The 13,278-nt window shown below is 68.0% G+C and carries 9 protein-coding genes, 1 tRNA gene and 1 pseudogene; 6 read left to right on the forward strand and 5 right to left on the reverse strand.

What is annotated here, in order from left to right:
- From IEY30_RS21175 to bagB, 3 genes and pseudogenes are all read left to right on the forward strand, one after another.
- A pseudogene (locus IEY30_RS21175) lies at positions 1-426 on the forward strand (hypothetical protein); the annotation flags it as partial.
- A gap of 181 nt (positions 427-607) precedes the next feature.
- Complete coding sequence (gene bagA / locus IEY30_RS21180) at positions 608-1,633, forward strand: ATPase BagA (RefSeq protein WP_043417483.1); 1,026 nt, start codon at positions 608-610, stop codon at positions 1,631-1,633.
- The gene (bagB, locus tag IEY30_RS21185; protein ID WP_052359092.1) at positions 1,630-2,832 is read left to right on the forward strand and encodes an ArsA family ATPase; all 1,203 of its coding nucleotides are present in this window, start codon (positions 1,630-1,632) and stop codon (positions 2,830-2,832) included. The genes bagA and bagB overlap by 4 nt, the downstream gene beginning before the upstream one ends.
- A gap of 75 nt (positions 2,833-2,907) precedes the next feature.
- Here bagB and IEY30_RS21190 read toward each other — a convergent pair whose 3' ends face one another.
- Positions 2,908-3,213: a WhiB family transcriptional regulator gene (locus tag IEY30_RS21190; RefSeq protein WP_030203772.1), complete on the reverse strand. Its 306-nt coding sequence runs from the start codon at positions 3,211-3,213 to the stop codon at positions 2,908-2,910.
- A 317-nt stretch (positions 3,214-3,530) separates the two neighbouring features.
- Between IEY30_RS21190 and IEY30_RS21195 the strand changes: the two genes are divergently transcribed.
- The gene (locus IEY30_RS21195) at positions 3,531-5,951 is read left to right on the forward strand and encodes a transglycosylase domain-containing protein (RefSeq protein ID WP_030203769.1); all 2,421 of its coding nucleotides are present in this window, start codon (positions 3,531-3,533) and stop codon (positions 5,949-5,951) included.
- A gap of 70 nt (positions 5,952-6,021) precedes the next feature.
- Here IEY30_RS21195 and IEY30_RS21200 read toward each other — a convergent pair whose 3' ends face one another.
- The 4 genes from IEY30_RS21200 to IEY30_RS21215 form a co-directional block, all read right to left on the reverse strand.
- Positions 6,022-6,510 carry a hypothetical protein gene (locus IEY30_RS21200; RefSeq protein WP_156035513.1) on the reverse strand — a complete coding sequence of 163 codons (489 nt, stop codon included), beginning with the start codon at positions 6,508-6,510 and terminating at the stop codon, positions 6,022-6,024.
- 67 nt (positions 6,511-6,577) lie between these two features.
- The gene (locus tag IEY30_RS21205; protein WP_030203768.1) at positions 6,578-7,081 is read right to left on the reverse strand and encodes a hypothetical protein; all 504 of its coding nucleotides are present in this window, start codon (positions 7,079-7,081) and stop codon (positions 6,578-6,580) included.
- 85 nt (positions 7,082-7,166) lie between these two features.
- Complete coding sequence (locus IEY30_RS21210; RefSeq protein ID WP_030203766.1) at positions 7,167-10,223, reverse strand: SGNH/GDSL hydrolase family protein; 3,057 nt, start codon at positions 10,221-10,223, stop codon at positions 7,167-7,169.
- A 1,367-nt stretch (positions 10,224-11,590) separates the two neighbouring features.
- On the reverse strand, positions 11,591-12,046 hold the full coding sequence (locus IEY30_RS21215) for a GatB/YqeY domain-containing protein (protein ID WP_030203763.1): 456 nt from the start codon (positions 12,044-12,046) through the stop codon (positions 11,591-11,593).
- A gap of 79 nt (positions 12,047-12,125) precedes the next feature.
- Between IEY30_RS21215 and IEY30_RS21220 the strand changes: the two genes are divergently transcribed.
- Both IEY30_RS21220 and IEY30_RS21225 read left to right on the forward strand, forming a co-directional pair.
- Positions 12,126-13,076 carry a metallophosphoesterase gene (locus IEY30_RS21220; protein WP_030203760.1) on the forward strand — a complete coding sequence of 317 codons (951 nt, stop codon included), beginning with the start codon at positions 12,126-12,128 and terminating at the stop codon, positions 13,074-13,076.
- Positions 13,077-13,188: 112 nt separating this feature from the next.
- Positions 13,189-13,265: transfer RNA gene (locus tag IEY30_RS21225), tRNA-Pro, on the forward strand.
- Positions 13,266-13,278 lie beyond the last annotated feature (13 nt).

Below are 13,278 nucleotides of genomic sequence, written 5' to 3' on the forward strand. Positions count from 1 at the left end.
TGGCAGACCCTGGAACGATGGCTGGGGGCACGCCCACGAGCGAGGGACCTGACCGAGCTGCAACGTCTGCTGGACGTTTATGACGTGGTGTTCACCACGCAGCGACCCCACCAAGGCATTGGCGGGGTCCCACCCTCAGCGCGTTACAGCGCCGACCCGAAAGCCGAACCGGACCCCGACCAGCTCAAGCCGCGACAGTTCCTCCACACGATCACCTTGCCCCGCACCGGATACTTCGAGCTGCCCGGCGCCCGGATAGCCTTCGGTACCGCGTGGGCAGGAGCCACGATCGACTACCTCATCGACCTCGACCACGCCGTCCTGTTCCACGGCGACCAGCTCATCGCACACGTTCGGCTGGACCCCGAAACCCGCATCGACCACGTGCCCGGCCGCCGGACGTACCACCGGGTCACCAAACCCTGACCGTCAGGGATGCCCCTTCACCCTTGACAGGAATGTCCCTTCACAGGACACGCCCACACGGGTCACGCGATCACCTCGAACCGCGGGTCGCTGGGCACCGTTGGAGGTGAACCCGACACGCATGAGGGTCACGCGATCACCTCGAAACGGGCGGGGGCGGGCGAGGTTCTAGGGTGGGAGCGTGACGAACGACTGGGCGCGGGCGCGACTGCACGTCGTCACGGGCAAGGGCGGCACGGGCAAGACGACCGTCGCCTCGGCCATCGCCCTCGCCCTGGCCTCCGCACCCGCCCACGTGCTGCTCACCGAGGTCGAGGGCCGGCAGGGCATCAGCCAGACGTTCGACGTGCCGCCGCTCGGCACCGACGAGACCCGGATCGTGCGCCTCTCCGGCGGCGGCGAGGTCGTCGGGCTGTCGATCGACCCCAAGGCCGCCCTGCTCGAGTACCTCCAGATGTTCTACAAGCTCGGCCGCGCCGGCCGGCTGCTCGAGAAGTTCGGGGCCATCGACTTCGCGACGACCATCGCACCGGGAGTGCGCGACGTCCTGCTCATCGGCAAGATCTACGAGGCCAACCGGCGCCGCCGCGACGGCAAGCACAAGGGCGACGCCCCACCGGTCTACGACGGCATCGTCCTCGACGCCCCGCCGACGGGCCGCATCGGACGGTTCCTCTCGGTCAACTCCGAGGTGGCCGACCTTGCCCGGGTGGGCCCGATCGCCTCGCAGGCCAGCTCGATCACGCGCCTGCTCCAGTCGGACCAGACGGTCGTCCACGTCGTGACCCTCCTCGAGGAGATGCCGGTGCAGGAGACCCTCGAGTCGATCGACGAGCTGCGCGACAAGGGCCTGCACCCGGGCGCCGTCATCGTCAACATGGTGCGCGAGCCGCTGCTCGACGACGTCGCCCTCGACCAGGCGCGCGAGGGTCGCCTGCACAAGGCCTCGATCCGCACCCAGCTCACCGAGGCCGGGGTCAGCGCGACGCCCGAGCTCGTCGACGGCCTGCTCGAGGAGGCTCGCGACCACGCCGAGCGCATCGACCTCGAGCGCGAGCAGCTCGCCCTCCTCGAGGCGACTGGCCTGCCGATCGTCCAGCTGCCCGCGCTGCCGGCCGGCGTCGACTCCGGCTCGGTCCGCGAGCTCGCCGACCTGCTCGTCCCGCTCTTCCTCTCCCAGCGCGCCGACGCCGAGGTCGAGGCGTGACCCCGCAGAGCCAGGGCAGCCAGGGCACTCCCGGCCGCGTGTCGAGCGCCGCCCCCAGGCTCGACGTCGACGCGCTCATCGACGACCCCCACACCCAGATCGTCGTCTGCTGCGGCTCCGGCGGCGTCGGCAAGACGACGACCGCAGCCGCCCTCGGCCTGCGCGCCGCCGAGTCGGGCCGCAAGGTCGTCGTCCTCACCATCGACCCGGCCCGGCGCCTCGCGCAGTCCCTGGGCCTGACCGAGCTCGACAACACCCCGCGCCCGGTCACCGACATCGACGCCTCGGCCGGCGGCAGCCTGCACGCGATGATGCTCGACATGAAGCGGACCTTCGACGAGGTCGTCATCGCCCACTCCGAGCCGGGCAAGGCCGAGCAGATCCTCGCGAACCCCTTCTACCAGGCGGTCAGCAGCTCCTTCGCCGGCACGCAGGAGTACATGGCGATGGAGAAGCTCGGCCAGCTCAAGGCGAGCGCGGGCACCCCGGACGCACCGTGGGACCTCATCGTCGTCGACACCCCGCCGTCGCGCTCGGCCCTCGACTTCCTCGACGCCCCCAACCGGCTGGGCAGCTTCCTCGACGGCCGCTTCATCCGGCTGCTGACCGCGCCCGCCAAGGCCGGCGGACGCGCGGGGCTCAAGGTCTTCGGCGTCGGCGTCCAGCTCGTGACCTCGACGATGACGAAGATCCTCGGCGGCCAGATGCTCACCGACGTGCAGACCTTCGTCAACGCCCTCGACACGATGTTCGGCGGCTTCCGCGAGCGGGCCGACGAGACCTACCGGCTGCTCTCCGAGGACGGCACGGCCTTCCTCGTCGTCGCCGCCCCCGAGCGCGACGCGCTGCGCGAGGCGTCCTACTTCGTCGACCGGCTCGAGGCGGACGGTATGCCGCTGGCCGGGCTCGTCGTCAACCGCATCGGTCGCGTCTCGGCGACGGGAGTCACCCCGGCGCGCGCCCTCGCGGCCGCGGAGTCCCTCGAGGACGGAGGCGGCCCGAAGTCGGCGTCCAACGCCGCGGGGCTGCTGCGCCTGCACGCCGCGCTCGTCCGTACGGCCGAGCGACAGCGCGAGCTCGCCGACCGCTTCTCACGGTCACACCCCGGCATACCCGTGGTGCAGGTGCCGGCGCTCGGACGCGACGTGCACGACCTCGACGGCCTGCGCGAGATCGGGCACGCGCTTGCGGGGTCGTGACGCACCCGATGGGTGGTCACGGCCCCGTTCACGTCTTCGATGTGGCGACCGGAGACCGGTCGATGTGGCGCCGGTTCAGTCGTGCTTGCCCTGGGAGGCCATGCCTGCCCGGAGCGCGGACTTCCACGACGTGATGTCAGGCCGCTTGCGCAGCAGGGCCCGACGCTCGCGCTCGGTCATGCCTCCCCAGACACCGAACTCGGTACGGTTGTCGAGAGCCTCGGCGAGGCACTGCGCGAGGACCGGACACGTCTTGCAGACGGCCTTCGCGTCGTGCTGGGCCTTGCCTCGGACGAACAGCGCATCGGGATCCGAACCGGAACAGCTGGCCTGACTGGCCCACTCGTCCACCCACGGATCCACCATGACGACAGCACTCATTGTGTTACCCCTCCCCGCTCGGCACCTCCCATGACACCGAGCAGACCCGGACCGTCCCACCGGTCCAGACCATGCGGGCCCCCCTAAGGCCCAAACGAGACATTACGAGCGTGGAGCCCGGTCCGACATAGCCTCTATGGACCATTTAGTTGAGGGAGTGACTAGTCACCTGCCCCGGGCAAGCCCCGGGAAGCCCTGGTCATCAGGGTGGCGACGCGGGTCCCTGATACATGCGGATATGGGCGCAGGCGCACACGCGGGGTCTGCGCTGCGCCGGAAGCCCGGTGGCCATAGGGTGAGCGGTTACCCTAAGGCCCATGTCTTCACGCACTACCTCGATCGGTGGCGTCATCAGCCTGCTCGGCGCGTTCCTCGCGTCCGCGCTCGTGCTCGGACTGCTCGCCGCCGGCCTGGTGATGCCCGCGGTGGGCGCCACGGGCGCCCTCGCCCGCAGCGGCGTCGACGTCTTCAACGAGCTCCCGAGCGAGTTCACGACCAACCCGCTGGCCCAGACCTCGCGCATCCTCGCCGCCGACGGCACGGTCATCGCGACGCCGCAGGAGCAGAACCGCACCATCGTGCCGCTCGACAAGATCGCGCCGATCATGCGCGAGGCGCAGGTCGCCATCGAGGACCACCGCTTCTACGACCACGGCGGCATCGACATCCAGGGCACCATGCGCGCGGTCATCTCCAACCTGCGCAGCGGCTCGTCGGTCGGCGCCTCGTCGCTCACGCAGCAGTACGTGAAGATCTCGCTGCAGTACTCCGCCCTCAACGCCGGTGACAAGGAGGCCGCGGCGGAGGCGGTGAAGAAGGACTACATGCGCAAGCTCAAGGAGCTGAAGTACGCCATCACGCTGGAGAAGAAGCTGACGAAGGACGAGATCCTGCAGGGCTACCTCAACCTCGTCTACTACGGCGACCGCGCCTACGGCGTCGAGGCCGCGGCCCAGCACTACTTCAGCATCCCGGCCAGCAAGCTCAGCCTGTCGCAGGCGGCCCTGCTCGCCGGGCTCACGCAGAACCCGGGCACCACCGACCCGGTGAACTTCCCGAAGAAGGCGATCGCCCGCCGCGACGTCGTGCTCGACCGCATGCACGAGCTCGGCCGGATCACCGACAAGCAGTGGCAGGACGCCAAGAAGCGCACCCTCAAGCAGGACATGCGGGTCTCGGAGCCCAAGAGCACGTGCCTCGCCTCGCCGTACCCCTACTGGTGCGACTTCATCGTCAACTACGCCCTCGCGATGCCGCAGCTCGGCAAGACGCTCGAGGAGCGCAAGCGCACCCTCTACCGCGGCGGCGTCACCATCACGACGACGCTCGACCCCAAGCTGCAGGACTACGCGCAGAAGGAGGTCACCAAGAAGGTGCCGATCGGCAACAGCGAGCGCATCGGCGCAGCCGCCTACGTCGCCGACCCCAACACCGGACAGGTGAAGGCCTTCGCCCAGAACACGGCATACACCGTCGACAAGGAGACGAAGGGCAAGACCGGCATCAACTGGGCGCTCGACAAGAAGTACGGCGGCTCCATCGGCTTCCAGTTCGGCTCGACGGCCAAGGCCTTCGCGCTCGTGACGGCCATGGAGTCCGGCATGACGACGAAGTCGAGCATCGACGCCAAGGGTGCCGGCGGCAACTCGCAGGCCGTCTACACCCCCAAGGAGTGGCCGGGCGGCATGGCCAACTGCGGTCCAGGTGGCACGTGGAAGGTCTTCAACGACAGCCCCTTCGCCGGCGGCAAGATCTCGCTCATGGAGGCGACGGCCAAGTCCACCAACACCGCCTTCATCGCGCTCGCTGAGAAGCTCGGTGGCTGCAAGGTGCGCGACACGATGATCCGCATCGGCCTGCACCGTTCTGACGGTGAGCAGATCGGACGGTTCGCCAACCAGTACATCCTCGGTGGCGACGACGTGTCGCCGCAGGGCGTGGCCCACGCCTACGGCGTCCTGGCCGCGGACGGCAAGAAGTGCCCGATGGTGGCGGTCACGAAGATCACCCAGAACGGCAAGAACATCGCCCTGCCGGCGACGAAGTGTGCGCAGGTCGTCGAGCCGGACGTGGCCCGCGCCACCGACAAGTTCCTCGAGTTCAACATGACCCACGGCTCTGGCATCCGCAACCAGCTCGCCGACGGCAAGCGCCAGTCCGCCGGCAAGACCGGAACGGCCAACAACAACAACGAGTCGTGGTTCGTCGGCTACACCCCGCAGCTCGTCACGGCTGTCTGGGTGGGCACGCCCTACGACCCGATCGACCGCGTCATGAAGAACGTCAGCGTGGGCGGCAACTTCTACCCCGTCATGCACGGCGCGGCGATCGCGGCGCCGATCTGGAAGGCCATCATGAACAAGGCCCTCGACGGCCAGCCGATGGTCGACTTCAAGGAGCCCTCGTCCAAGCTCGTCTCGGGTGACCAGGTCGACGTCCCCAGCGTCACCGGCATGTCGGTCTCGCAGGCCATCGCGACGCTGCAGGCCGCAGGCTTCTCGGCCGGCGTGGGCGGCACGATGAGCTCGTCGGTGCAGAGCGGGCTCGTCGCCGGCACCTCGCCCTACGGCAAGGCCGCCAACGGCAGCTTTGTGACGATCTACACCTCACGCGGCGCCGACCGGCAAGCGCTGCCGCAACCGCGGACCACCGTCGCGCCACCCGCCGGTGGTGGGGGCAACACCAAGCCGGGCAAACCCGGCGGCGGCAAGCCCACCAAGCCACCAGGGCGCGGCTAGGGTCTGCAAGAGGTCGACGAGCACTTCGCGCGTCGACCTCTTGCAGTTTGACCTCAAGTCGTGGTCGTGATCAACAGACCGGAGACTCTGCAGGGTCTTGGGCTGATGCCACGCACGTGGCAGGGGATGCACTCTGGACGTTGTACGTCAACGTGGCTTTCCAGCTGACCGTCGAACACGTTCCTCCGCAGGCTCCGCTCATGTACATGTCGAGCGAGAACGAGCCCTTGGGGATCGCGGTCGATCCGTTGGCCAACATCTTGAAATAGATGGTCCCGGTTCGCCCGTCGATACACCCAGTCCCTGCGATCTCCCTGTTGAGCGTACGGTCCCGCAGGAAGAGCTCCGTGCAACCGCCGTAGCCGCCCGCTTGGCTGAAGTTGCTGATGCTCACCTTGTTGTACGCATAGGTGTTGGATCGCACGGTGCTGTACAACGTCGTGCCGAGGCCAGCGTTGCCACTAATAGTCGTCGTTGTCGCCTGGGCGGCCATTGGGGACAGGCCAATTGCTGCGGCCGAAACGACGGCTATGGATACTGCCCTGATCGAGTGCTTCATCTTGCTCCGTTCTTTGAGTTGGCTCTATGCGGTCATAGGGGTGGGGTGTGCGCTGAATGCGTCCCGATTAGCAGACGATGTTCTGTCGCGTAGCAATAGCGGAGTTGATGCCCTTAGGAGACACGCAAGTTGGAGGTGCGGAGGTGGCAACGTTGTAGGTCAGGGTCGAGCTCCAGTGCATCGTGCCGCAGCCGGACCCACCGCACGCCCCCGTGATTTGCACGTCCAACGTGAAGGAGCCCTTGGGGATCGATGTAGACCCGCTACTCAGCATCTTGAAGTAGATGGTCCCGGTGCTCCGGATGCATCCGGTGCCAGCGATTTCCCGATTTGCGGCGTGGTCGCGCAGGTATAGATAGGTGCAGCCTCCGCCGCTGAAGTCCTGATTGAAGTTGCTGATGCTCACGCGGTTGTAGGCGTAAGTGTTGTAGCGCACCGTGCTGTAGAGCGTCGTGCCGATCCCGGCCGCCCCGTTGACCGTCGTCGTGGTGGCCTGAGCGGCGACGGGCGACAGCGCAACGGCAAGGGCCGAGCCGATAGCAACCGTGACGACCCTGAGTCTGTTCTTCATGGCGTTCTCTTTCCTTCTCTGGCGCCGGACGACGAGCGCCCCGTGCGTTGGACTGGTCGGCATGCGAGTGGACGCGACCGGCGGACTACCCGACAAACGTCGTCGGGAACTTCGTAGCGACCACTGAGTGGCCGTACGCCTTGGGGTGGAACGACCCGGAACCCGGCCAGTTCGACCCACTGCCCGTGTCGCTGTGCGCGATCGTCGAATTGACCCACTCGTCGAACGAGCACGCCTCGTGCCCGGCATAGATGGGCATCAGGTCGAGGAAACTTGCCCCGTTGGCCGCGGCAGCGTTCTTCATCACTGCCGTCAGCTGGTCACCGGTCGTCCGGAACCAGGTGAGGTTCTCGGGTGTGAAGACCAACGAGCACGTCGGTGTGTAGACGTCCGCTGCCTTCACCACCACGTACGGATATCCGACGACGGTGATCTGGGCGTTGGGGGCCAGCGTGTGGATCTTGGCCAGGACCGAGTTGAGGGTAGGGGCGAGGTTCGAGATCACCTTGGGTTCGTAGGTGACGAGCGGCTCCGGGTCCACCACCCCGTTGATCGTCAACTTGTAGGTTGGCGCGGTGCAGCTCTGCAGGGTCGCGACGCAACCCTTGAGGATGTCGGCGAAGCGTGCGTCATTGCCGCCGATGCCGATCGTCACGCGCGTCGTGTTCTCGTCGAGCCAGCCCTGGTCAAGCTGAGGTGCCTCACCGAAGTGCGTCGTGCCACCGATGACGTTGTCCATGACAGCGCCGCTGCACGCCGCGAAGTGGAACGCAGTGTTGGAGGACGTGCGACCCGCGACCCCCATCATCCGCTTGAAAACGAGGGGCGGATACGCGCTTGCGGACCGGTGACAGGCGTTCTTGTGACTCCGCTCGTCCTGCACTGCACCGGGCAAGCTGGCCGAGGGTGTGTTGGTCGCGGGCGCGTCGGCATCCGCGTCGTACGGCTCGTCACCCTCCCCTGCCTGGTAGGAATCGCCGAAGGCGACGTACGAGGCGATCGGCTTGGCCGCCGGCGTCAGAGCGATCGCGTCCCAGGCCACGTCGACGACACCGTCGGCGAAGTCGCTGTAGGTCACGTTCGACAGCTGGACGGTGGCCCCGCTGCTGAGCTGGAAGATGCCGAGGTCGACCCACGCGTTCTGGCGCCACCGTTGATTCACCACCCGGTGGTAGCTCTTCGCCCCCGTCCAGATCTTGTAGTCCGCCTGGTGGGTCGTGGCGCCGTTGGCGGGGACGAACACCCAGAGGTGCTGCCAGCCAACGGTAGTCGTAGGCACCGTCCACGTCCCGGTGACGGCCATCGAGGGACGCGAGGAGCTCGCCGAGTGGGCGAAGTAGATGTGGCCTTGGTAGCCAACGCCCACCTGGTGAGTGTCGATCTTCGCGGTCGGTTGACCCGACGTGTCGGTTCCGTACGCCAGCGCGAACGTGCCCTGGCTCGTCGTCGTCGCGCATCCCGCCAGGTTGGTGGCGGAGGACGCCAGCTCGTCGATGACGACGGCTCCCGCGGGTAACGCTGTCAGACCCGGGCGTCCCACAACGGGTGCCGCTGCCGCGCCGCAGGCAGGTGGATAGGGATTGGCGACGGTCGGCTCGGCCTGACCGGCCACGTACGAAGACGAGTCCTCGAACGTGCCCGACCCCGTCCACCCGGCGGGAGAGTGCCACCAGCAGGAGGTGCGGTCAGTGCTGAGGCAGTAGCCCGTGGAGGTGCTCGTGCTGCTGCAGCCGTTGCTGGCCGAGCAGAAGAGCGAGTAGTTGGTGAGGTTCTGCAGGGTGCCGGCGTCGCGGTACTTGTCGCCGCCGGCCACGAAGTCCTGCTGCGCGTTCTGCGCCCAGCCGAGGACGCGCTCCTGGTACGGCCACTTGTATGGGTACTTGGCGTCGTCGTAGGTGCCCGAGAGGAAGGGCAGGCGTGTGGGGTCGTACCCGCTCTGTCGCGGGTTGTTGGTCCAGCCGAGACCCCAGTACCCGTTGTAGGTGCAGGTGGGCCCGGGCTTGCACCCCGTGGCGTTGTAGGTGCCGTTGGGCTGGATGCCGGTGTTGTAGGCCCATAGCGCGGCATACCAGTTCTCGATCTTGCCCGGGTTGCCGTCGTTGATCTTGATGCCCGCGGCTTGGAGGTCGTTCCAGATGTTCTCCAAGAACGACACCGATGCCGCCACGTTCACCTGGTAGTCGGTGGCGACCTGCAGCTTCTTCGTCGCTGACCACGTGGCGTCCGATGCGCGCATGTGCGTGGTGATCTGTGCAACCCCGTACCCGCAGTCGGCGTTCGCGTAGTCCATGCCGGCGATCCGGCCGTTCGCGTCGTAGACGGTGCCGTAGTAGTCCGCGATGAGGGGGTTGCCCGGCACCCCGGCCAAGGCGTGCCAGCTGGCCTGGTTGAAGTTCGACTCCTGGGCCATCACTCCCAGCAGGACCTGAACAGGGACGTGCGCGTTGGGCCAACCGTTGAGTCCGACCCTGGGGAACACGCTCTGCGGCACGTAGGAGGCGAGCCCGTGCTTCTGCCAGTTGGCCGGACGGGCGATGGTGAGCTCGCCGCGAACTGCTCGGTTTGCCGCCCACTCGAGCTGCTTCGGAGAGGGCTGGACCACCTGGACCGTCGGGTCGAGCATCGGCACCGAGCACGTCGGCGCGGTGGCCACCGTCGCAGCCGTCGTCGTGGAGGCCAGCGGTGCGAAGTCGGCAATGTCCGCTCCGTCGCTCGTGACGGGGCTGTTCGTCGAGGCTCCACCGCTGGCGGGTCGGGACACGATGCCCGACGTCGCGCTCACCTGATCGATCACGAGCGACCCGTCGACGGAGACGTCCTTCGGCGTGACGGGGACGGCGATCACCGTGTCCTGGCCGGCGGTGGCGCCGACCGACCCCACCAGTAAGTTGCGGCCGTTCCGGCCCCCGAAGATGTGCAGGTTGTGGAGCCGTCCGCGGCCCTGCGCGACGGCCTTGGATCCGGTGAGCCGGTACACGGTTGACGTGGTCGGCGAGTCCTGGACGAGGTACTCGACCGACGTGCCTGACAGGCTGAGGTCGAAGACGAGTCCCGGCGCCGTCGCACGCGTGCGCAGCGAGCCGGAGGGGGACGCCTCGACGACACTGTTTCCTGCTGCCGCGAGGACTCGCCCGTCGGCCAACGGAACCGGTGAACCAAGGTCCGCTGTTGAGTCGATGCGAGAGGTCACCCTGCTCCGCACTGGGTCGACGGTAACGAGACGGGTCTGTGCGCCGTCCAGACCTGTACGCCTCACGAAAGTGACCAGGGACTGTCCACACCCAGGACTCCGGTAGGTGAGCGCCACCCGCTCGGGGACCATCCATCGGCGTCCCGTGTCGAGCTCGATCACGGCCGCCACTGCTCCGCCCAGTTGGAGACGCTGGTCATTGACGAAGGTGGTCGGCGCGAAGGCCACAGCCATGAAACGGGCGTCACCGGTTACGCAGTGCGACTCGGTCCAGTCCGCCGCGTCCCATCCGGCCACGCGCAGGTCGGCCACACGGTGCCACGCATGGTCGCCGGACCTGGCGCTCACGACGTGCACGCCGTTACTGTCGCCGTAGGCCGTCGCCGCAGTGTCACCCGGCGCGAGCGGCACCACCGGCGGTTCGTGGGTGGACACCGCTGACGACACCTGTCGGGCGACAGACGGAGGACCCAGTGGGGCTGAGACAGATGGGGCGGCACCGACCGCAGCGAGAGCGCACGCTGCTGCGGCTGAGGCGACCATGAGACGTTTGAACACCGTACCGACCTCCGTTTACGAATTGGTGGAGCGCACAGAAAATGCGCAGGACAACATGTCCCGCTAACCCAAAAGCAGAAATGACGCATCCACGATCGTGGGTGGCGTTCAGTTAAGCGTCCGACCGCCTTGACGACTCAGGCTTGGTGATGACGTGAAGGGCGACCGCGACCTCTGCGAAATGCCCGAATGATCATGACGACGCCGGTAACACCCGGGATAGCGCCGACCACGAGGGCAGCCACGCCGAAGACGATCCCGATCTCACGCAGGGCGTTGGTCCGGTTCCCTGGGGACAAGGCACCCATGAGATAGACGAGTCCCCAGGTGGCACAGGCACCCCCGACCAGAGCGAGAACCGTGCCGACGACGGCCATCGCACGAGCGGACACGCGGCTCAGCCGATGCTCGGATGGAAAACGGTTGATCGATGGACCAACTGGTGCTGCACACGACCAGGCAATGCGGCCGACATCCGGATCGGATTCGGGCGGCCGTTCCTGCCGAGCATTCTGAGCATTCGTTTCCCCTGTTGCTCGCACCCTCTCCAAAGGCGAATGAATTGCGTCGCTGCCCATCGAGAGAACCATGTGCCCCACGTGGGGCGAGGCTCAAAGTATTGGGGCCCCTGAAAGGGCGTCAATACCTGCAGTTCCAGCAGAACGTCTGGACTTGGTAAAGGTTCGTCAGGACGGGATGGCCCCGGCAAGCAGACGCTCGAGCGGCCTCCTCGGCACGTGGGCCGGAGGAACGAACATTCGTCAGCCGGCGAGGACGCGGCGCACGATCGCGGCTACGCGGCCGCCCTCGGCGCGGCCGTCAACGGCAGCGTTGGCGGCCTTCATCGCGAGGCCCATCTGCGGCATGCCGGTGGCGCCGGAGGACGCGACGGCCTCGCGGACGATCGACTCGAGCTCGTCGTCGCCGAGCTGCTTGGGCAGGTAGGTCTCGAGGACGGCGAGCTCCGCCTCCTCCTTGTCGGCGAGCTCGGCGCGGCCGGCACCGGTGTAGGCCTCGGCGGCCTCGCGGCGCTTCTTGGCCTCCTTGGCGAGGACCTTGAGCACGTCGTCGTCGGTGAGCTCGCGGTGCTCCTTGCCGGCGACCTCCTCGTTGGTGACGGCGGTGAGGGCCATCCGCAGCGAACCGGCCCGGACCTGGTCGCGCTCGCGCATCGCGGACGTGAGGTCGGCCTGCAGCTGCTCCTTGAGGGTGCTCATGCGTCCAGTCTGTCAGGTCGGGCGCGCCCCATCGTCCGGCTGCGTCGGGGCAGCCGCCGTGGGTGCGAGGATGGGCCCCATGCGTGCCGCGACCAAGACCGTGCTCAAGACCGCGCTCGGGCTGGGCGCGGCCGGTGCCGGGGTGCTCGGGTGGGCCTCCCTCATCGAGCGCAACGCCTTCGTGCTGCGCCGGTTCGACGTGCCGGTGCTGCCCGACGGCGCTGCGCCCCTGCGGGTGCTGCACCTGTCGGACCTGCACCTGCTCCCCCGTCAGCGCGCCAAGCGCGCGTGGGTGCACAGCCTCGCCTCGCTCGACCCGGACCTCGTCATCACGACGGGCGACAACATCGCGGCGGCCGACGCCGTGCCGGCGCTCCTCGACGCCTACGAGCTGCTCCTCGGCATCCCGGGCGTCTTCGTGCTCGGGTCCAACGACTACTTCGCGCCGAAGCTGAAGAACCCGCTCGGCTACCTGACGCGCAACTTCGCCAAGGGCGTCGGCACGACCCAGCGGCTGCCCACCGCGGACCTCGTGCGGGGCATGAGCTCCCGCGGCTGGGTCGACCTGACGAACCGGCGCGACTCGATCACGGTGCGCGACCTGCGCATCGACCTCGTCGGGGTCGACGACCCGCACCTCGGCTACGACCGTCTCGACCTCGTCCGCGGCCCGGCCTCGCCCGACGCCGACCTCGCTCTCGCCGTGACGCACGCGCCGTACCAGCGGGTGCTCGACGCGTATGCCGCCGACGGCGCGGACCTCATCGTCGCCGGGCACACCCACGGGGGTCAGGTCTGCGTGCCGGGCTACGGCGCGCTCGTGACCAACTGCGACCTCGACACGAGCCGGGTCAAGGGCCTGTCGCGCTGGTGGCCGGGGGCCGGTTCCACGCCGTCGTCGCAGGCGCCGGAGGGGGCCGCGTGGCTCGAGGTGTCCGCGGGGCTCGGCACGGCGCCGACCGCTCCCGTACGCCTCGCCTGCCGTCCCGAGGCGACGCTCCTGACGCTCGTCCCCCGCTCGCAGGGCTGATCGGCGGCGGGTTCCGGGTCGCTGCGACGGCCCGATTCGGAGTTGGGCCGGGGGCTGCGCTAGCATCTCTGCTTGCTGCCTCCGGTCCGCGGACCAGGGGTAGATGCAGCACCGGGGTGTGGCGCAGCTTGGTAGCGCGCTTCGTTCGGGACGAAGAGGTCGCAGGTTCAAATCCTGTCACCCCGACCATCACCGAAGGGCC

Source organism: Terrabacter tumescens, assembly GCF_014646815.1.
Lineage (GTDB): Bacteria > Actinomycetota > Actinomycetes > Actinomycetales > Dermatophilaceae > Terrabacter > Terrabacter tumescens.

Excerpts from the sequence above, each read along its gene's own strand:
- IEY30_RS21190 (WP_030203772.1), bottom strand. The coding sequence starts at position 3,213 with ATGAGTGCTGTCGTCATGGTGGATCCGTGGGTGGACGAGTGGGCCAGT.
- IEY30_RS21195 (WP_030203769.1), top strand. The coding sequence starts at position 3,531 with ATGTCTTCACGCACTACCTCGATCGGTGGCGTCATCAGCCTGCTCGGC.
- IEY30_RS21200 (WP_156035513.1), bottom strand. The coding sequence starts at position 6,510 with ATGAAGCACTCGATCAGGGCAGTATCCATAGCCGTCGTTTCGGCCGCA.
- IEY30_RS21205 (WP_030203768.1), bottom strand. The coding sequence starts at position 7,081 with ATGAAGAACAGACTCAGGGTCGTCACGGTTGCTATCGGCTCGGCCCTT.
- IEY30_RS21215 (WP_030203763.1), bottom strand. The coding sequence starts at position 12,046 with ATGAGCACCCTCAAGGAGCAGCTGCAGGCCGACCTCACGTCCGCGATG.
- IEY30_RS21220 (WP_030203760.1), top strand. The coding sequence starts at position 12,126 with ATGCGTGCCGCGACCAAGACCGTGCTCAAGACCGCGCTCGGGCTGGGC.